Here is a 19,150-nt window from a genome sequence, read left to right as displayed (position 1 = left end):
TCCTGCCCGTGTCGTTCCGATTTCTCTTCCGCGTGCTGGCCACGCTGCTGCTGGCGCTGGCCGCCGCCCTCGTGTGTGTCGCGCTGCACACCCCGCTGCCCTGGATGATCGGCCCGCTGTTCGCGGTGTCGCTGGCCTCGATCGCGGGCCTGCCGACCGCCAGCCACACGCCGCTGCGCAACATGGGGCAATGGGCCATCGGCATGGCGCTGGGCCTGTATTTCACGCCGCAGGTGGTGACGCTGGTGGCCGGCGTGTGGTGGGCGATCTTGCTGGCCATCGGCTGGGCGCTGCTGCTGGGCTGGGCCTTCGGTCGTTGGCTGCACCGCGTGCATGCGGCACGCATGCCGCATGTGCCGGCGAAATCCATGAGAGCCACGACTTACTTCGCAGGTGCCATCGGCGGGGCCTCGGAGATGACGCTGCTGGCCGAATCGGCCGGCGCGCGCACCGACCTCGTGGCCGCTGCGCACAGCCTGCGGCTGATGGTGGTGACGGTGACGATCCCGTTCGCGATGCAGTGGAGCGGGCTGCACGGCCTGGAGATCAACCCGCCCGGCGTGCGCGAGGTGAACCCGGCCGGGCTGGCCCTGCTGGTGCTGGCCACCGGCGTGGGCGGGCTGGTGATGCGGGCGCTGGGCCGCACGAATCCGTGGTTCATGGGGCCGCTGCTGGTGGCAATGGGGCTCACGGTCGCGGGGCAGTCGCTGTCGGCCGTGCCGACCTGGCTGTCGAACACCGCGCAGCTGGTGATCGCCGTGAGCCTGGGCGTGCGCTTCAGCCGCGAGTTTCTGCACACGGCGCCGCGCTGGCTCGGTTCGGTGGCGCTGGGCACGGTCGGCATGCTGGTGCTGTGCGGCGGCGCGGCCTGGCTGCTGGCGTGGGCGACCGGGCTGCACCCGGCCACGATGATCCTGGGCACCTCGCCCGGCGGCATCGCCGAGATGTCGATCACGGCCAAGGTGCTGCAGCTGGGCGTGCCGGTGGTCACGGCCTTCCAGGTGTGCCGGCTGGTGGCGGTGCTGCTGATCGTGGGGCCGATGTACCGCTGGACCGAGCGCTGAGGGCTCGGGAGACAGGCAAAGAAAAAGCGCCCCGCGGGGCGCTTGTTTCGTTCAGGAGGGGCAGGCCGCTCAGTGCACCAGCACCGGCGTGTGCGCCAGCTCGGCGTAGCCTTCGAGCGTGTCCTCGACCTCTTCCTGCGTGGGCGTGTTGAGCTGCCACGCGGCGATCTGCTGCTGGAACAGTTCGGCCCAGGAACCGTCGAGATACACCTCCTTGCCGGAGCGCTTGTCCACGATCTCGAAGCCGTGACGCTCCAGCACGGGGCCGTTGGGCTTCGTGCTCGGCTCGTCGCCGTCATTCGGCTGGACGTGCACGACGACGAAGGACTCGGAGTCGTAAAGCATGTTCATGGCGGGCCCTGTGAGGATGTCGATGGCGTTCATGGGGTTTAGGTAGCAATCAACGCGCCAGTTTCAAGAACAGTTGTCGTCGCGCTGTTGATATGTGAACCTTTTTGCCTCAATTCGCGGGCGGCTGGGGTAGGGGTTTGCGCAATTGGGCGTCAGCAAAATCGCCGTTTGCCTCGGTTTGCCGGATGCGCACGGGCAGATAACCGTACTTCGGCGCCAGCCAGAGTTCCAGTTTCCGGTCGAATTCCTTGCGGGGCGTGCGGGTGAGCTTGCGCGCGGTGAATTCGCCGGCCGGCAGGCTCAGCTGTTCCTCGTCGCCGACCTCGAAGACCCACACATCGCCGTCGCGCACGCCCACGGTCTGCACCGAGATCCGTGTGCCGGCCGGGTACCGCGCCGGGCTGGCCGCCAGCAGGCCGCCCAGCTGCATCATGACGCTCATGCGGTCCTGCGCGCCGGGCTGCAGGGGCACGGGCGGCGCGTTGTTGCTGAAGACGATCTGTCCCTGGTCGCGTACGAAATGCGAGGCGACCTCGGCCTTGCGGCTTTCCGAATAGCGCTCGGGCTCCAGGCCCGAGGGGCCGATCTTGCCGGTGCTGTGCCAGTTCAGCAGGGTGAAGAACACCGCCTTGAGCGAGAGCCGCCCGTCGTAGCGGCTGCCGTCCTGCAGCCAGACCAGTTCGCCGAACACGCCGCGCTGCGGGGAGGCACCTTTCTGGCCCGTGGCCTCGAAATCGAGCGTGACCGAGCCCGGAATCCGCAGCGCCTGGGTGCCGGCGATGGTGCCCGAGGCGCCACTGCCGGCCGTGGTCGTGCCGCCCTGCGTGCCACCGGCCGTGTTGCCCGTGGCGGCGGCCGGGGCGCTGGCGGGCGTTTCGGGCGCTGTTGCTCCTGAATCTGTAGCGGCTTGCGCTGTCTGGTCGGGCGTTTCGGGGGGCGGCGTCTGTGTCGATGCTTCGGGCACGGGGGCTGGGGCCGGCTTGGGGCGAGGCACCGACGCCTCGCGCGGGCGCTTTGGCTTGGCCGGCGGCGGTGGCTTGGCCGCGACCGGCGCGGCGGCCGGTGCCGCGGGCGCTTCCGCCGCGGGTGGCGCGATCACGATCGTGCGCGTGATGAACTTGCTGGCCAGCGGCGAAGGCTCCGGCCCGATGGCCATGGGCGCCAGCCCGAGCAGCAGCAGGTGCGCCAGCGCTACCAGCAGCGTCAGCCCCGCGAGCGCGCGCCAGGACGGTCGTCCGGGCAGGCCGAGGGACAGCGGTGGGGGCGCGACGTGCGTCGACATGGGTGTGTGGAGTGGGCTGCGGCGCCGAGGTTCACGAAGACCACTCGGTACACTGCCGCCCGTTCAACCAGTTTAGTAGGGGGCGCACCGCCGCGCCCTTGCTCCCCTAGCTCACGCCCGCATCATGAAACTCGCCACCCTGAAGGACGGCTCGCGCGACGGCCAGTTGGTCGTCGTCTCGCGCGACCTCACGCTCGCCCACTACGCTACCGGCATCGCCCATCGGCTGCAGCAGGTGCTGGACGACTGGGGCTTCATGAGCCCGCAGCTGCAGGACCTGTACGACGCGCTCAACCAGGGTCGCGCACGCCACGCCTTCCCCTTCGACCCCGCCCAGTGCATGGCGCCGCTGCCGCGCGCTTACCAGTGGGCCGACGGCTCGGCCTACCTGAACCACGTCGAGCTGGTGCGCCAGGCGCGCAACGCCGAGGTGCCCGAGAGCTTCTATACCGACCCGCTCATGTACCAGGGCGGCAGCGACGACTTCCTGGGCCCGGTTGACGACGTGATCGTGCCCAGCGAGGCCATGGGCATCGACTTCGAGGCCGAGATCGCCGTCGTCACCGGCGATATCAAGATGGGTTCCACCCCCGACCAGGCGCTCGATGGCATCCGCCTCGTGATGCTGGCCAACGACGTGAGTCTGCGCAACCTCATTCCGGCCGAGCTGGCCAAGGGCTTCGGCTTCTTCCAGAGCAAGCCCGCCACCGCCTTCAGCCCCGTGGCCGTCACGCTCGACGAGATCGGCGCGGCCTGGCAGGACGGGCGCGTGCACCTGGCGCTGCAAAGCAGCTGGAACGGCCGCAAGGTCGGCCTGTGCGACGCCGGCCCCGAGATGACCTTCCACTTCGGCCAGCTCATCGCCCACATCGCCAAGACCCGCAACGTGCGCGCCGGCAGCATCGTCGGCAGCGGCACCGTGAGCAACAAGGGCGTCGAGAAAAACGGCCGCATGGAATGGCCCAAGGGCTACTCGTGCATCGCCGAAAAGCGCTGCATCGAAACCATCCAGGACGGCGCCCCCGCCACCGATTTCATGAAGTTCGGCGACACGATTCGCATCGAGATGAAAGGGCTGGACGGGCGCTCGCTGTTCGGCGCGATCGATCAGGAGATCGTGTCGACGGCGGGGCGGGCGGTGGAGGCGCCGGTGTCGGTGGTGAAGGCGGGTGAGGAATCCGCTGGGGATTGAAGTTTTGATCCCATGAGGTCAAAACTCATTGGATTGCTGACTGGTTGATCGATATTGCTCCCATGGGGGCAAAAATAGATTGCGTCACTAGCTTGACGTGCGGGGCGCCCGACCTGCTGCAGCTCCGGCGGTGGGCCACTTTCAATTGCCTGATCGGCGGCTGAGCGTCATCGACGACGCTGGTCAGGCGGCAGCCACCACGCCGCCCCGCAGCAACTCCTTCTGCGTCCGAATCCCCAACCGCCGGAACGCCCGGTACTGATGCGTGCGCACCGTGCTCAGCTCGACCCCCAGCGCGCGCGCTGTGTCCTTCGCGGTGCGGCCGGCCATCAGGTGGCCGATCACCTCGCGTTCGCGCAGGCTCAGCGTCAGCAGTCGCGAGGTGAGGGTGGGCGCGGCCGCTTCGTGCACGGCCGCCGCGCTGCGGCTGTGGGCGCTGGCGGCGTCGGCCAGCAGCGTGGCGTGGGCGGCGATGACGGCGAAGTCGGTCTCGCCGAACTCGGGCTGCGCCAGGCTGCGATAGAAGCTCACGGCCACGCGCTGGCCGCTCGGGCGCAGCAGCAGCACCGAACTGCGCTCGCGGATGCCCACGTCGCCGTAACAGGCGGCGCGGTAGGCGGGGTCGGCCACTTCGTCGCCGTGCTGGTGGCCCATCCACAGCTGTGCGCGTTTCGGCAGCTTGCGCGCGGCCAGCCACGCCATGTTCGGGTCGAGCAGGTCGAAGCGCTGCGCCACGTAACGCTCGGCGGTGCGCTCGGCCGTGTGGCCGTAGCTGCTGGCGGCCGAGACGGTCTCGATGCGGCCGGTGGCATCGACGCCGAACACGGTGCAGAAGGTGACGGGCATCACGCGGTGCATCGCCGCCAGGCAGCTGGCCGCCAGGTGCGGCGTGCCGATGCCCGCGAGCACGTCGCCGACGACGGCTGCCGACAACTGCGCGTCGGCGGCGGAATGGAGGCGCCAGCGTTTCATGGGGTTTCGAAGGAATACTAGGGTAAATACCTCCTACGAAGTTATGACATTGGAGCGGGCGATGCATCGGGACAATCCCGTTCCATGACCACCACCCGTACCGCCGACGCCGCCACCGGCCCCGTGCCGCCGCCGTCCTTCGCGACCGCGCTGCCGCCCTCGGTCGGCGCCTTCCACTACACGCGCTTCGCGCCCCGGCTGCCGTCGCTCGGTGCCGACGGCATGGAGCCCGGCTGCCACCCGGTCGTGATCGCGGGCGGCGGCCCGGTGGGCATGGCGCTGGCGCTGGGGCTCGCCAACCACGGCGTGCGCAGCGTGGTGCTCGAGGCCGATGACACGGTCTGCGTGGGCAGCCGCGCGGCCTGCATCTCGCGTCGCAGCCTGGAGATCGTCGAGCGCCTGGGCGCGCTGCCGGCCTTCCTGGGCAAGGGCCTGCCGTGGAGCGTGGGGCGCAGCTTCTACAAGACGGCCGAGGTGTTCCGCTTCGAGATGCCGCAGGACGCGCAGCAGAAGCTGCCGCCGATGATCAACCTGGAGCAGTACTACATCGAGCAGTACCTGCTGGACGAGATCGAACGCCGCAACGCTGCGACGCCGGGGCTCGTGGACATCCGCTGGGGCACCGAGCTCACGGCGCTCGCGCAGGACGAGGATGGCGGGGGCGTGACGCTCGACGTGCGCAACGCCGAAGGCGCCTACCGCCTGCGCGGCCAGTGGCTCGCGGCCTGCGACGGCGGCCAGAGCTTCGTGCGCAAGTCGCTCGGGCTGGCGCTCGAGGGCACGGGCTATGAAGGCCGCTACGTGATCATCGACATCGAACTGCACAGCGGCCACCCGACCGAGCGCCGCGCCTGGTTCGACCCGCCGTGGAATCCCGGTTCGACCGTGCTGATGCACCGCCAGCCCGATGACATCTGGCGCATCGACTACCAGCTGCGCGCGGGGCAAAGCACCGAAGACGCGCTGCAGCCCGCAGCCGTGGTCGAGTTCGTGCAGCGCCACCTCAACGCCATCGGCGAAGGCCACCTGCCGTGGAAGACGGTATGGACCTCGGTGTACCGCGCCGGCGCGATGACGCTCGACAGCTACCGCCACGGCCGCGTCGTGTTCGCGGGCAACGCAGCGCATGCGATGCCGATCTTCGGCGTGCGCGGCCTCAACTCGGGCTTCGACGACGCCGACAACCTGGCCTGGAAGCTGGCCTGCGTGGCGAAGGGCCTGTCGGACGCGGCGCTGCTCGATGCGTACTCGCAGGAGCGCATCGCGGCCTTCTACATCAACGCCGAGGCCGCGATGCGCAGCACCGAGTTCATGTCGCCGCCCTCGCGCGGCTTCGACCTGCTGCGCGAGGCGGCGCTGTCGCTGTCCGAGGCGCACCGCGGCATCGCGCAGCTCATCAACCCGCGCCAGACGCAGGCCGTGCGCTATGACGATTCGGCGCTGTCGAGCGAAGGCGATGCATTGCCGGCGGGGCCGTTGCCCGGCGAGGTGATGCCGGAGCAGGCACTCGAACAGGGCCATCTCACGGACTGGATCGCGCCGGTGTTCACGCTGCTGGTGTTGCGTCCGGATGCGGCTTCGCCGCCCGCCGCCGACATCGAGCGAGCGCAGCAGGGCGCCTTGCCTTTTGCGGTTCGCAGCATCGCGAGTGTCGGCACTGAAGGCGCCGATGCGCAGGCGTCCACCGCTGTCTTCGCAGCGCTAGGCGCGCAAGACGGTGCCATTTACCTGCTGCGCCCCGACGGCCACGTGGCCGCGCGCTGGCACCGCCTGCCGACCGGTGCACTGCCCGCCGCGCTGGCCCGCGCGGCCGTTGCCAACTCACAGGACATTCCCGCATGACGACCGCCGCCCCTGCGCTCCACCCCGACGCCCGCGACCGCCTGTACGCCGAGTGCGCGCGCGCCATCACCGAGGCCGGCGCCGAACGCGAATCGCTGTTCCTCGCGCGGCTCGCGCTGCTGCTGTTCGAGCAGGTCGGCGACGAGGCGCGCTGCCGCGCCGCGCTGGCCGACGCGTTGCGCGCGCTGCCCGTACCATCGCTGTCCGCTTCCGAACAACAAACAGGAGATTGATCTCATGGATCGCCGCACCCTTCTCGCCACGCTCGCTTCCGGCACCGCCGTGGCCGCTGCTCCCTTCGCCCACGCACAGGACTACCCCGCGCAGCTCATCAAGTGGGTCGTGCCGTACCCCGCGGGCGGCGGCACCGACGTGATCGCACGCGTGCTGGCCGAGGCCATGCGCCAGACGCTGGGCCAGCAGATCGTGGTCGACAACCGCCCCGGCGCGTCGACCAACATCGGCGCCGACCTGGTCGCCAAGAGCAAGCCCGACGGTTACACGGTGCTCTCGGCCGACAACGCCGTGCTGGCCTTCAACGAGCACCTGTTCAGCAAGCTGCCGTTCAACCCCGAGAAGGACTTCACCTACATCGGCGCCATCGGCAAGTTCCCGCTCGCGCTGGTGGTGCACCCGGACTTTCCGGCGAAGAACTTCAAGGAGTTCCTGGCCTACGTGAAGGCCAACCCGGGCAAGGTCAACTACGCGTCGCCCGGCAATGGCTCGCCGCACCACCTGGCGATGGAAATGTTCAAGGCGCGCACCGGCACCTTCATCACCCACATCCCGTACCGCGGCGCGGCGCCGGCCATGGCCGACGTGATGGGCGGCCAGGTGCCATGCATGTTCCTGGACCTGGCCTCGGGCCTGCCGATCATGCAGGGCAACAAGGTGCGCGTGCTGGCCATCGGCTCGGGCGCGCGCAGCAAGCGCCTGCCCGACGTGCCGACGCTGGCTGAAGTGGGCGTGCCCAACACCGAGGTGTTCGCGTTCCAGGGCATCCTCGGCCCGGCCGGCCTGCCCGCCGCCGTGGTGAACAAGCTCAACAGCGACCTGAACAAGGCCTTCAGCACGCCGGCCGTGCAAAAGCGTTTTGACGACTTCGGCATGGAAGCGATGCCCGGCACGCCGGCGCAGTTCGCGGCGCTGTCGCGCGCGGAATCGAAGCGCTGGGGCCCGATCATCAAGCAGGCCGGCATCAAGCTGGACTGATGCTGCCGGGGGGCGTTCACCTCAGCGGGTGAACGCTTTTCGCGAGCCGTCTTCGAAGACTTCGTCGTCGCGCTGCAGTTCGCCGTTCTCGTCCCAGCTGCGTTCGCGCGTCACGCGGCCCTTGTCGTCGAAGCTCGACTCGGCCAGCAGCTCGCCCTTTTCATTGAAGCGTTGGTGCGTGCCCACGGGCACCTGCCGGCTGCGCCCCGGCGCGAGGTAGCGGCCCTGCGCGGCGCGCTGGCCGCTGTCGTAGAACTCGGTCACTTCGACCGTGCGCTCACTGCCGGTGCTGCTGTAGACGGCCTTGCTGCGCGGCTGGCCGTTGAGGTGAAAGCTGTCGTCGCTCACGGGCTCGCCCGAGGCGTTCCAGCGCTGGTCGCGCACCAGCGAGCCGCGGTCGGAAAACTCCTGCTCGCGCTGGCGGATCGACGAGCGACCGATCAGCAGCCACACGGTTTCGCGCCGCTTCACGCCTTCTGACGAAAAGCTGCGCTCCACGCGCCGGTTGCCGCTGGTCTCGTCGAGCACCGACGGCTTGCCGTTGTCGTAGAACTCCTGCGTGCGCACGCGCTTGCCCGCCTGGTACGAGAGCTTCGAGCGCAGCGTGCCGCGCGCGTCGAACAGGTCGACGTTCGACGGCCCGCCCGTGAAGCCGCACAGCTTGGCATCGTCGGCCACCGGCGCCAGCACGGGCGCCTCGGCGCAGCGCAGCATCGACATCTGGCCGCGCTCGGTGAACTCGACCATGGCGCGCTCGGTGCCGCGGTCGGGATGGAAGGTGGCGCGCCGCAGCTGGCCGCCGGGGTAGAAGCTGCGCACGAGGCCGCGCTCCTGGCCGTCGTCGTAGGTGGCGTCGCGCAGCACCTGGCCGCCGGGCGCGAACTCGCGCGCGCGGCCCTGCATGTTGCCCTTGGCGTTGACGGTATGTTCGCGCGCGAGCTTGCCCTTTTCATAGAAGCGCACCAGGCCCATGAAGACGCCGTTCTGCACCTGCTGCTCGCGCTGGAGCTCGCCGGTGCCGCGGTCCTTGCAGCGCATCAGACCGGTCTTGCCGGTGGTGCTGTTGCCATCGGCCGGGCTCACGCGCTGGCCGTTGAGCTCGCACTCCTGCTGCGCGTGGACCACCGGGGTACCCAGCAGCGCGACCCATGCGATCGCGGCCGGGCCGAAGAAGGACGCGGCCGCCCGGGGCGTCCGAAGAGCGGGAGCGGGCGGGCGCGGGGTCACTTGTCGTAAAGCGTGTCGAGCGAACGGAAGCCCTTGACCTCGATCGGGTTGCCGAAGGGGTCGCAGAAGAACATCGTCCACTGCTCGCCCGGCTGGCCTTCGAAGCGCACCTGCGGCTTCAGCACGAACTCGGTGCCGGCGGCCTCGAGGCGCCCGGCCAGTGCCTGCCAGTCGGGCAGCGCGAGCACGATGCCGAAGTGCGGCATGGGCACCATCGCATCGCCGACGCGGCCGGTGCGGGTGGTGGCGAAGGGTTCACCGAGGTGCAGCGAGATCTGGTGGCCGAAGAAGTCGAAGTCGACCCAGGTGTCGGTGCTGCGGCCTTCGGCGCAGCCGAGCACGTCGCCGTAGAAGCGGCGGGCGCCGTCAAGGTCGCGCACGTGAATGGCAAGGTGAAAGATGCTTTGCATGGTTTTGGATTATGGGCAGCGCTGCTGTGAGAATGCCGGACTTTCTTTCAATCATGGAGCTCGCCTTGCGGATACTCCGAGCCCTCGTCGCACCGCTGCGCCTGCTGTCGCGCGGCACCGACCGGCCGGCGCCCCAGCGCCTTCTTGCACGTCTGACCCGCCAGGCCCTGGCCGGTGTCGGTGGTTGTTTCATCGCGGTCGCGGCGCATGCCGCCGCCTGCCCGCCCTCGGCCATCGCGAGCCTCGAGAAGCCCGGCATCGGCCTGCGCAACGGCGTCGACCGCGGCCTGCTGTGGCGCATCGAGCGCGACGGTCGCACCTCGTGGCTCTACGGCACCCTGCACCTGGGGCGCGGCGAATGGGTGCGCCCCGGCCCGACCGTGCAAAAGGCGATGGCGCAGAGCGACACGCTCGCGCTCGAGCTCGACTCGCGCGACGAGGCGACGGTGCGCGCCCTGAGCCAACCCGCCGACCCGGCCGCGGTGGCGCGCGTGCTCAGCGGCGAACGCGCCCGCCGGCTCGAACGCCAGAACGCCGAGGCCTGCGTGTCGCCGGGTTCGACCGCCAGGCTGCCGCCCATCCTGCAGGTCACGACGCTGACCGCGCTGGCGGCGCGCGCCGACGGCCTGTATGCCGAGTTCGGCGTCGACGAGACGCTGGCCGTCTCGGCCCGCAACAGCAACAAGCCGATCGTCGCGCTCGAGAACGCGGCCGACCAGCTGCGCTGGCTCACCGGCGGTTCCGAAGCCGAGGAGGCCGAGCAGATCGACGCCATGCTCGACGAGCTGGAATCGGGCCGGCTGCGCGGCCAGCTCAAGACGCTGGCCGACATCTGGGCGCGCAGCGACGCGGCCCGGCTGGCGCGGTACCCCGAGTGGTGCGGGTGCCTGAACACGCCGGCCGAGCAGCGCCTCATGAAGCGCCTGCTCGACGACCGCAACCCCGGCCTGGCCGACGGCATAGAGCGACTGCATGCGGGCGGGCGCAGCGCGTTCGCCGCGGTCGGCGCGCTGCACATGGTCGGCGCGCAGGGGCTGCCCACGCTGATGGCGGCGCGCGGCTTCACCGTGACGCCGGTGCTCACCGAGGCGCAGGCACAGATGGCGCTGCCGATGCCGCCACTCGCGGCGCCCGAGCCGCCGGCCCGCAAGGCGGTGCGTGGCGGCAAGAACGTCAAGGGGCAGAAGGCGAGCAAGGGCCAGAGCCAGAGCCAGAGCCAGAAGGCCGCAGCGAAGGGCGGGGCCAAGCCGGCCGCGAAGGCTGCTGCCGCGCCGAAGGGCAAGGCCGCCCCCAAGGCCGCGAACAGCAAAGTGCGCCGATAATCGCGACCGCCATGCACACGCTGCGCCCCCACCCCCGCCTGATCGGCCGTCTCGGCCGGTGGGTGCTGTTGTGGTTCGTGCTGTCGCTGGGCGTGGCGGTGGCGTCGCCGATGGTGCATCCGCAGGCGATGGAACTGGTGTGTTCCGGCGCCGGGACCATCAAGGTGGTGGTCCACACCGAAGACGGCGTGCAGGACATGGGCGCCACGCACATGGACTGCCCGCTGTGCGTGCTGACCGGCGCACCGCCCCCGCCGCCGCTGGCAACCGCTTTCGATGCGCCCCTGCCGCTGGGACGCATGCTTCAACCGATTCCCGCCGCGCGCCATGCCGCGGCCACGGCCGCACCGCTGCCGGCCCGTGGGCCCCCGCGTTCCGCCTGAGCGATCAGCAACAGCGCTGCCTGCCGGTGCACCCCGGGTGCGCGCAGGCAGTCCCTTTGGCTTGAAGTTCGTGGAGCCGGTTCCCCATGAAGCAGCACTCCCGCGCCCTGGCGATCGCCATGGCATTTCCTCTCAGCGCGCCGGTGTGGGCGCAGCAGCAAACGCCGCCGGACGTTGATCCGCCCGAGGCCGGTGCTGCGGCTGCCCCGGGCCGCACGCTCGGCACCGTCACCATCAGTGGTGGCCGGCCGACCTCGCTGCCGACGCAGATCCCCACCACCATCGAAGGCGTGACCGCCGAGCAGATCGCCGAGACGGTCAACGCGACCGACGCCGAAGACGCGCTCAAGTACCTGCCGAGCCTGCTGGTGCGCAAGCGCTACATCGGCGACTTCAACCACGCGGTGCTCGCCACGCGCGCCTCGGGCACGGGCAACAGCGCCCGCGCGATGGTCTACGCGGACGGCATCATGCTGTCGAACCCGCTGGGCAACGGCGCCACCTTCGCGCCGCGCTGGGGCATGGTGTCGCCCGACGAGATCGAGCGCGTCGACGTGCTCTATGGTCCGTTCTCGGCCGCCTACCCGGGCAACTCGGTGGGCGCCGTGGTCGACTACGTGACGCGCATGCCCACGCAGCTCGAGGCGCACGTCAAGCTCAGCGGCTTCGCCTCGAACTTCGACCTGGACAAGAGCCATTCGTCGCCGGGCGGCCAGCAGCTCGACCTGTCGCTGGGCAGCCGCAGCGGCGACTGGTCGTGGTGGCTCGGCGCCTCGCGCACCCACAGCAAGGGGCAGGTGCTGTCGTTCGCCAACCGGCTCGTCAGCGCGGGTACGGTGGGCAATGCCGGTACGCCCGTCACCGGCGCGCTGCTCGGGCTGAACCCGTCGAACCAGCCGTGGTGGCTGCTGGGCGGCACGACCGCTTACGACACGACCCAGGAGCAGGCCAAGCTCAAGCTGGCCTACGACTTCTCGCCCACGGTGCGCGCCACCTACACGCTGGGCGCCTGGCACAACACCACGCACGGCAGCACCGACACCTACCTTCGCGACGCCTTCGGGCAGCCCGTGTACGGCGGGCGCGTGAACCTCGGCGGGCGCACCTACACCCTGGACACGCCGGCCGCCGCCTTCGCACCGACCGAGACGGCGCTCACGCACTACATGCACGGCCTCTCGGTGAAGAGCCACACCGGCGGCGTGTTCGACTGGGAAGTCGCGGCGAGCCTGTTCGACTACGCCAAGGACACCTCGCGCACGCCGACCGTGGCGTTGCCCGGCGCGTTCTACGGCGGCCCCGGCCGCACCACCGACATGGGCGGCACCGGCTGGCACACCTTCAAGGCTGCGGGCACGTGGCGGCCCACCGGCTCGGCCGAAGGCGTGGGCGCGCACGTGGTCGACTTCGGCTTCCAGCAGGACACCGCGCGGCTACGCAGCGCCATCGGCAACACGCGCGACTGGATCGGCGGGCCGGCCGTGTCGCCGTTCTCCGCCTTCAACGGCAACACGCGGCTGCGCTCGCTCTACGTGCAGGACACCTGGCGCTTCGCCAAAGACTGGAAGACCACGCTGGGCCTGCGCCACGAGCGCTGGGAGGCGTACAGCGGCCAGCTCGGCAACGCGGCGAAGCTGCTCGACTTCGCGCCGCGCAAGAACCGCTTCGTCTCGCCCAAGGCCGCGCTCGCCTGGCAGGCCACGCCCGACTGGCTCTTCAAGGCCTCGACCGGCCGCGCCGTGCGCATGCCCACCGTGAGCGAGCTCTACCAGGGCTCGATCGAGGGCAACCGCATCGTCAACACCAACCCGAACCTGCGCCCGGAGCGTTCGTGGACCGCCGAGCTGAGCGCCGAGCGCGACCTCAAGCGCTGGGGGCTCGACGGCGTGCTGCGCACCACGCTGTTCTTCGAGCACACGAAAGACGCGCTCTACACCCAGGCGCTCACCAACCTCGTGAGCACTGTGCAAAACGTCGACGCCATCCGCACGCGCGGGCTGGAGGTGGCGCTGAACACGGTCGATGCGGGCATCCAGGGGCTCGACCTCAGCGGCAGCCTCACGCTGACCGATTCGAAGATCACCGCCAACAGCGGCTTCCCGGCCAGCGTCGGGCGCGACCAGCCGCGCGTGCCCAAGGTGCGCGCCTCGTTGCTCGCCACCTACCGGCCCGATGCCAAGTGGAGCTACACGGTCGGCGCGCGCTACAGCGGCCGGCAGTACGGCACGCTCGACAACAGCGACCCGAACGGGATGGCCTTCATGGGCTTCTCGAAGTTCTTCGTGGTCGACGCACGCATCCGCTACCGCATCGACCGCCAGTGGAGCGCCGCCGTCGGCATCGACAACCTCAACAACCGGACCTACTGGGCCTTCCACCCGTACCCGCAACGCACCTTCGTGGCCGAACTCAAGTTCGACCTTTGACCCTCACTTTTCCTCTCCAAGGACACACGCCATGACAAAGCTCTCGACCCCCACCTTCCACACCCTCGCCGCCTGCGCCCTGCTGGCCGGTGCCAGCGCCGCCGGCGCCCACGTGAGCCTGCCCCCGGGCGGCGCTACCGTGGGCAGCGAGTACAACGCCGCCTTCCGCGTCGGCCACGCCTGCGAAGGCGCCAAGACCACCACCGGCCTCGCGGTGCGCCTGCCCAAGGGCTTCGTGCTCACCGATGCGCAGGCGCGCAAGGGCTGGAAGCTCGATGCACCGAAGGCCGGCAGCGCCGAAGGCGAAGTTCGCTGGACCGCAGAGACGCCGCAGAACGCGCTGCCTGGCAGCGAGCGCGGCGAGTTCGTGCTGCGCGGCAAGGTGCCCGCCGCGCCGGGCCCGCTGTGGTTCAAGGTCCGCCAGGACTGCGATGTCGGCAGCGTCGACTGGGCGGAAGTGCCCGCCTCGGGCAGCACCACGGCCGGCCTGAAGAAGCCCGCCGCCAAGCTCGATGTGGTCGCGCAGGGCGTGGCCACGGTCGACGTGCGCGACGCCTGGGTGCGCCAGTCGGTGCCGGGCCAGAGCGGCACCGGCGCCTTCATGAAGCTCACCGCGCCCACGGGCACGAAGCTGGTCGGCATCTCGACGCCCGCCGCCGGCGTGGCCGAGGTGCACGAGATGAAGATGGAAGGCGACACGATGCGCATGCGCGAACTGACCGGCGGCCTCGACCTGCCGGCCGGCAAGACCGTCGAGCTCAAGCCCGGCGGCTACCACGTGATGCTGATGGACCTGAAGGGCGCGATGACCAAGGGCGCGACCGTGCCCATGACCCTGAAGTTCGAGGACGCCAAGGGCGCGAAGACGACGCTGGAACTCAAGCTGCCGGTCGGTGCGCCCGAAGGCGCCGCCGCGGCACCGGCGCCCGCAGCAGGCGGTGCGCACCAGCACAAGCACTGACCCCCTCGGGGTCTCGCCGGAACGTCAGAGCAGCTGGTCCGGCGCCAGCGGCCCGAACAGCCGCAGCAGGAAGCGCAGCGTGGCGCTCGCGTCGGGCTCGGTGTCCGTGTCCTGCAGGCCGCTGCCTTCGGGCGCGTGCCACACCAGCGTGCCCTTCTCGAGTTCGACATGCCATGAGCGCTCGCGCATGCCGCGCTCGATCTGCTCGGCCGCCACGCGCGAGAGTTCGCTGCTGCGGATCAGCAGCGCGATCTCGGTGTTCTGCAGCTGCGAGCGCAGGTCGAGGTTCATCGAGCCGACCACCAGCAGCCGGCCGTCCATCACCAGCACCTTGGAGTGCAGCATCGCGCGCGATTCACCACCGGCGCTGCCCGCGCTGCTGCTGCCCGAGGAGCCGAACACATTGCCGAAGTCGGTCTGTTCACTGCGCAGCTCGTACAGCTCGACGCCCGCGGTCAGCAGCGCTTTGCGGTGGCGCGCATAGCCCACGTGGGCGATGGGCGCATCGTTCGAAGCGAGTGAATTCGTCAGTACGCGGATGCGCACGCCCCGCGCGCGCGCTGCGGCGAAAGCCTGCTGCATGTCGGGGCCGGGCACGAAGTAGGGCGAGATGATCAGCAGGTCGGTGCGCGCCTGGCCGATCAGGTGCAGCAGGCCTTCGACCACCGTGTCGCCGCTCGACGCCAGGTCGGCCAGCGCTGCGGCGTTGCGCGACGGCAGCGCGGGCCGGCTCACCACGAGGTCGGGGTTGCGCGTCGCGCCGGGGCCGCGGTCGGCGGGGATCTTGCCGGGTGCATCGGCCAGCATGAGCGCTGGCGCCCAGACGAAGGCGGCGCTGCGCAAGTCGAGCGGCTTCTCGTCCCAGGCGCGGGCGCGCTGTTCGGCCGTGGGCGCCGCGCCGGGGCGGGGCTCGCCGTCGGGTGGCTTCGGGCGGTTGCGGGCTTCGGCGGCTTCGTCGCCGAGTTCCTTCTCGACGCGCTGGGCGCGCTCGCGGATGCGCTGGAACTCCTCGCGCGAGACCAGCGACTGCACCGGGTAGGCGCGCTCGTTGTTCCAGTAGCTGTCGAAGCTGCGCGAGAGGTCCTGCACGATCGGGCCGGCCGCCAGCACGTCGACGTCGACGAAGTTGCCGTTGGTGGCATTGCCGAAGTAGGCGTCGCCCAGGTTGCGCCCGCCGGTCACGCCCATCACGTTGTCGGCCAGGAACAGCTTGTTGTGCATGCGCTGCTGGATGCGCGAGACCTCGCCGATGGCGTTGAGCATGCGGTTGAAGCCGGTGCCGCGCGAGCCCGCCAGCGGATTGAACAGGCGCATCTCGATGTTCGGGATGAAGGCCAGGCCGAGCACCAGCGCGTCGCGGCCGATGGTGTGGAAATCGTCCAGCAGGATGCGCACCCGCACGCCACGCTCGGCCGCCGCCTGCAGCCCGCGCACCAGCCGGCCGGTGCTGGCGTCGGCATGGATGGCGTAGTACTGCAGATCCAGCGTTTTCTGAGCGCTCTCGATCAGCGCCAAGCGGCTGCCGTAGGCGGCCTGCGGACCGCCCAGCAAGAGGAAGCCCGAGTCGAAGCGGGCCTTGTCGGCCTGCCGCCGCTCTTTCAGCAGCGTGGCCAGCGCCGTGCCGTCGGGCGAGGCGAGCGCGGTCGAGACGGGACGGTCCACATCCTTCGGCAGCTGCGCGCAGGCGCCGAGCACCAGGATCGCCAGCAGCGCGGCGCTGCGGCGGACCAACGCGTGGAAGGAAGAAGAAGGCATGCGGCGGGATCTTTCCGGGAGCCGGGGAAGGCGGTGCCGCATGTATAGCCGAGTTGGCGCCCGCCGTGGGTGGGACGGGCGGCCAACCGGCGCAGGAAAGCGACGCTCAGCGCCCGGCGCCGAGTTCTTCCTGGCGCTCCAGCGCGGCGAGCAGCTCGTCGTCGATCTTCGCGTGACGCTCGCTCAGTTCGACCGCGCGCGAGGCGTCGCTCGCGTAGATGGCGCCGCCGTCGAGCTCGAGCATTTCGCTGATGCGCTTCTGCTCGGTTTCGAGGGCTTCGATCTGCGCGGGCAGGGCTTCGAGTTCGCGCTGCTCCTTGTACGAGAGCTTCTTGCGGGGCCCGCCCGTGGGGGCGGCGGCGGGTGCAGCCGCGGGGGCCGGGGCCGGTGCGGCGGCAGGAGCCGGCGGTGCCGACGCGAGGCGCTGCTCGGCGATCTCGCGCGCGCGCTTCGACTGGATCAGCCAGTCTTCCACGCTGCCCTCGTACTCGCGCCAGCGGCCGTCACCCTCGAAGGCGATCGTGCTGGTCACCACGTTGTCGAGGAAGGTGCGGTCGTGGCTCACGAGGAACACGGTGCCGTCGTAGTCCTGCAGCAGGCCTTCGAGCAGTTCGAGCGTGTCGATGTCCAGGTCGTTGGTCGGCTCGTCGAGCACCAGCACGTTGGCCGGGCGCGCGAACAGGCGCGCCAGCAGCAGGCGGTTGCGTTCGCCGCCGCTGAGCGAGCGCACGGGGGAGTTGGCGCGCGCGGGGGAGAACAGGAAGTCCGACAGGTAGCTTTTGACGTGCTTCTTCTGGCTGCCGATTTCGATCCACTCGCTGCCGGGGCTGATGAAGTCTTCGAGCGTGGCGTCGAGGTCGAGCTTGTCGCGCATCTGGTCGAAATACGCCACCTGCAGGTTGGTGCCGCGGCGGATCTTGCCGCTGTCGGGTTCGAGCTCGCCGAGGATCAGCTTGAGCAGCGTCGTCTTGCCCGCGCCGTTGGGGCCCAGCAGGCCGATCTTGTCGCCGCGCAGGATGGTGCCGCTGAAGTTGCGGATCACGGTCTTCTCGCCGAAGGACTTGGTGGCTTCGGTGAGCTCGGCCACGATCTTGCCGCTGGACTGGCCCGAGGCCACGTCCATGTTGACGCTGCCTTGCACCTCGCGGCGCGCGGAGCGGCTGGCGCGCAGTTCCTGCAGCCGCGTGATGCGGCTCTGGCTGCGCGTGCGGCGGGCCTCGACGCCCTTGCGGATCCAGATCTCTTCCTGCGCCAGCAGCTTGTCGGCCTTGGCGCTGATGATTGCTTCCTGGGCGAGCTGCTCTTCCTTCTGAAGGAGGTACTGCTCGAAGTTGCCGGGGTAGGAACCCAGCTTGCCGCGGTCGAGTTCCACGATGCGGGTGGCGACGCGGTTCAGGAAGCTGCGGTCGTGGGTGATGGTGACGACGCTGCCCTTGAAGTCGATCAGCAGCTGTTCCAGCCACTCGATGGAGTCGAGGTCCAGGTGGTTGGTGGGTTCGTCTAATAGGAGCACGTCCGGCGCGGCCACCAGGGCCTGGGCCAGCGCGACCCGCTTGCGCGTGCCGCCCGAGAGCGAGCCGACGCGCGCGTTGCGGTCGAGGTGGAGGCGGTGCAGCGTCTCTTCGACGCGCTGCTCCCAGTTCCAGGCGTCGTAGGCTTCAATCTTGGACTGCAGGGCGTCCAGGTCGAGTCCGTCGGCGCCAGAGAGGTACAGGTCACGGATGGCGATGACTTCGCCCAAGCCCTGGCTGGCGGCGGTGAAGACGTCCGCATCCATGTCCAGCGCGGGCTCCTGCGCCACGTAGGCGACGCGAAGGTTCTGCTGCAGTTGCAGCGTGCCGTCGTCGGGCTTTTCCAGTCCGCCCAATATCTTGAGCATCGACGACTTGCCGGCGCCATTGCGGCCGATCAGGCCGATGCGTTCCGATTCAAGAAGAGAGAAGTCCGCATGATCCAGCAGCGGGACGTGACCGAACGCGAGCTGCGCGTTGAGGAGTGTGATGAGTGCCATGTGGCACGGATTATCGGAGGGGCGGGTGAAGGCGCTTGGCGACCAGCGGAGAGGGCTTCTTTGTGGCTCTCTATATAGAGAGGGTCTGGAGTCATCCAGGAGAGGCGCTGACAACCAGGAAAGAGGCTTGAGGCTGGCGGTGAGCGAGGCGATCAAGGTCTTCTTCAAGTTTCTTTCGGCTTGGCTTGCAGGGCTCGAAATCTGTCATATACTCGTGGGCTTCGCTGCTGAATACCTCTGGTTTTCGAAGCGACTGGTGCTCTCAGGAGTGCTGGTTGTGGGTGGTGAAGAAAGTCTTCGAAAGTTGACGCGGTTTGAAAAAACAGTGCATAATCGAAGGCTTCGCTGGAAACAACTTCAGCGACTTGAACTGAAAGGTTCGGGTTGCAGGAAAGAAGAAGTGGAAAGCGAAAAAAGTCTCCGAAAGTTGACGCGGTTTGAAAAAACAGTGCATAATCGAAGGCTACGCTGAAAACAACTTCGGCAGCTTGAATCGAAAGATTCGGGATGCGGAAAAAGAAGTTGAAGAAAGCGAAAAAAGTTTGACGATACTTAAAAAATCGTGCTAGACTACAAGGCTCCGCTGATCGCAGCGAAGCAAAACGAAGTAAACGATAAGTTGCTTCGGTGATCGTTAAAAAATTACAGCCGATAAGCGTGGGCGTTTGAAGGTAATTGCGTAAGTTCTTCGGAACAAGTCGCAAGACTTAAAAACGCTCATGAGATAGAAGTGAAGTTCA

At 69.1% G+C, this 19,150-nt stretch carries 17 protein-coding genes; 10 read left to right on the top strand and 7 right to left on the bottom strand.

The window, feature by feature from the left end:
- The first annotated feature begins 8 nt into the window (after window positions 1-8).
- Window positions 9-1,064 (top strand): AbrB family transcriptional regulator, encoded by a 1,056-nt coding sequence (locus CY658_RS30810; protein ID WP_101493881.1) that lies wholly within the window; start codon window positions 9-11, stop codon window positions 1,062-1,064.
- 69 nt (window positions 1,065-1,133) lie between these two features.
- Here CY658_RS30810 and CY658_RS30805 read toward each other — a convergent pair whose 3' ends face one another.
- Together CY658_RS30805 and CY658_RS30800 are read right to left on the bottom strand one after the other, a co-directional pair.
- A complete protein-coding gene (locus CY658_RS30805) occupies window positions 1,134-1,415 on the bottom strand; it encodes a BTH_I0359 family protein (protein ID WP_056577200.1) in 282 nt (93 codons plus the stop codon).
- A gap of 109 nt (window positions 1,416-1,524) precedes the next feature.
- Entirely contained in the window at window positions 1,525-2,697 is a 1,173-nt protein-coding gene (locus CY658_RS30800; RefSeq protein ID WP_101493793.1) for a DUF3108 domain-containing protein, read from the bottom strand.
- Between the two features lie 124 nt (window positions 2,698-2,821).
- On the opposite strand from CY658_RS30800, the gene CY658_RS30795 reads away from it, so the two are divergent.
- A complete protein-coding gene (locus CY658_RS30795; RefSeq protein ID WP_099793295.1) occupies window positions 2,822-3,889 on the top strand; it encodes a fumarylacetoacetate hydrolase family protein in 1,068 nt (355 codons plus the stop codon).
- A 183-nt stretch (window positions 3,890-4,072) separates the two neighbouring features.
- On the opposite strand, the gene CY658_RS30790 is transcribed toward CY658_RS30795, so the two are convergent.
- The gene (locus tag CY658_RS30790; RefSeq protein WP_101493792.1) at window positions 4,073-4,861 is read right to left on the bottom strand and encodes a helix-turn-helix transcriptional regulator; all 789 of its coding nucleotides are present in this window, start codon (window positions 4,859-4,861) and stop codon (window positions 4,073-4,075) included.
- A gap of 84 nt (window positions 4,862-4,945) precedes the next feature.
- Between CY658_RS30790 and CY658_RS30785 the strand changes: the two genes are divergently transcribed.
- The 3 genes from CY658_RS30785 to CY658_RS30775 are packed head-to-tail and all read left to right on the top strand — an operon-like array spanning window position 4,946 to window position 7,915.
- Complete coding sequence (locus tag CY658_RS30785; protein ID WP_101493791.1) at window positions 4,946-6,703, top strand: FAD-dependent monooxygenase; 1,758 nt, start codon at window positions 4,946-4,948, stop codon at window positions 6,701-6,703.
- On the top strand, window positions 6,700-6,936 hold the full coding sequence (locus tag CY658_RS30780; RefSeq protein WP_101493790.1) for a hypothetical protein: 237 nt from the start codon (window positions 6,700-6,702) through the stop codon (window positions 6,934-6,936). Before CY658_RS30785 ends, CY658_RS30780 begins: the two co-directional genes overlap by 4 nt.
- A 4-nt stretch (window positions 6,937-6,940) precedes the next feature.
- Entirely contained in the window at window positions 6,941-7,915 is a 975-nt protein-coding gene (locus CY658_RS30775) for a Bug family tripartite tricarboxylate transporter substrate binding protein (protein ID WP_101493789.1), read from the top strand.
- 21 nt (window positions 7,916-7,936) lie between these two features.
- Here CY658_RS30775 and CY658_RS30770 read toward each other — a convergent pair whose 3' ends face one another.
- Together CY658_RS30770 and CY658_RS30765 are read right to left on the bottom strand one after the other, a co-directional pair.
- Window positions 7,937-9,142 carry a toxin-antitoxin system YwqK family antitoxin gene (locus CY658_RS30770; RefSeq protein WP_257885033.1) on the bottom strand — a complete coding sequence of 402 codons (1,206 nt, stop codon included), beginning with the start codon at window positions 9,140-9,142 and terminating at the stop codon, window positions 7,937-7,939.
- Entirely contained in the window at window positions 9,139-9,552 is a 414-nt protein-coding gene (locus tag CY658_RS30765) for a VOC family protein (protein WP_101493788.1), read from the bottom strand. Before CY658_RS30765 ends, CY658_RS30770 begins: the two co-directional genes overlap by 4 nt.
- A 65-nt stretch (window positions 9,553-9,617) precedes the next feature.
- Here CY658_RS30765 and CY658_RS30760 point away from each other — a divergent pair, with 65 nt between their 5' ends.
- From CY658_RS30760 to CY658_RS30745, 4 genes are all read left to right on the top strand, one after another.
- Entirely contained in the window at window positions 9,618-10,874 is a 1,257-nt protein-coding gene (locus tag CY658_RS30760; RefSeq protein ID WP_101493879.1) for a TraB/GumN family protein, read from the top strand.
- An 11-nt stretch (window positions 10,875-10,885) separates the two neighbouring features.
- Window positions 10,886-11,257, top strand: coding sequence for a DUF2946 family protein (locus CY658_RS30755; protein WP_101493787.1), 372 nt, complete (start codon window positions 10,886-10,888; stop codon window positions 11,255-11,257).
- Between the two features lie 86 nt (window positions 11,258-11,343).
- Window positions 11,344-13,683 carry a TonB-dependent receptor gene (locus tag CY658_RS30750; protein WP_101493786.1) on the top strand — a complete coding sequence of 780 codons (2,340 nt, stop codon included), beginning with the start codon at window positions 11,344-11,346 and terminating at the stop codon, window positions 13,681-13,683.
- A 31-nt stretch (window positions 13,684-13,714) separates the two neighbouring features.
- Window positions 13,715-14,644: a copper chaperone PCu(A)C gene (locus tag CY658_RS30745; protein ID WP_101493785.1), complete on the top strand. Its 930-nt coding sequence runs from the start codon at window positions 13,715-13,717 to the stop codon at window positions 14,642-14,644.
- Between the two features lie 24 nt (window positions 14,645-14,668).
- Here the strand turns inward: CY658_RS30745 and CY658_RS30740 are convergent, their stop codons facing one another.
- Entirely contained in the window at window positions 14,669-16,399 is a 1,731-nt protein-coding gene (locus CY658_RS30740; protein ID WP_101493784.1) for a phospholipase D family protein, read from the bottom strand.
- Between the two features lie 106 nt (window positions 16,400-16,505).
- Entirely contained in the window at window positions 16,506-18,410 is a 1,905-nt protein-coding gene (locus tag CY658_RS30735; protein WP_101493783.1) for an ATP-binding cassette domain-containing protein, read from the bottom strand.
- Here CY658_RS30735 and CY658_RS32610 point away from each other — a divergent pair.
- Entirely contained in the window at window positions 18,400-18,882 is a 483-nt protein-coding gene (locus CY658_RS32610) for a hypothetical protein (protein WP_143713824.1), read from the top strand. The genes CY658_RS30735 and CY658_RS32610 overlap by 11 nt on opposite strands.
- The last annotated feature ends 268 nt before the right edge of the window (window positions 18,883-19,150 follow it).

Source organism: Variovorax sp. RO1 (genome assembly GCF_002849325.1).
Taxonomy (GTDB): domain Bacteria; phylum Pseudomonadota; class Gammaproteobacteria; order Burkholderiales; family Burkholderiaceae_C; genus Variovorax.
The sequence above is the reverse complement of the archived record's forward strand: the minus strand, read 5'-3'. Positions and strand labels throughout refer to the sequence as shown.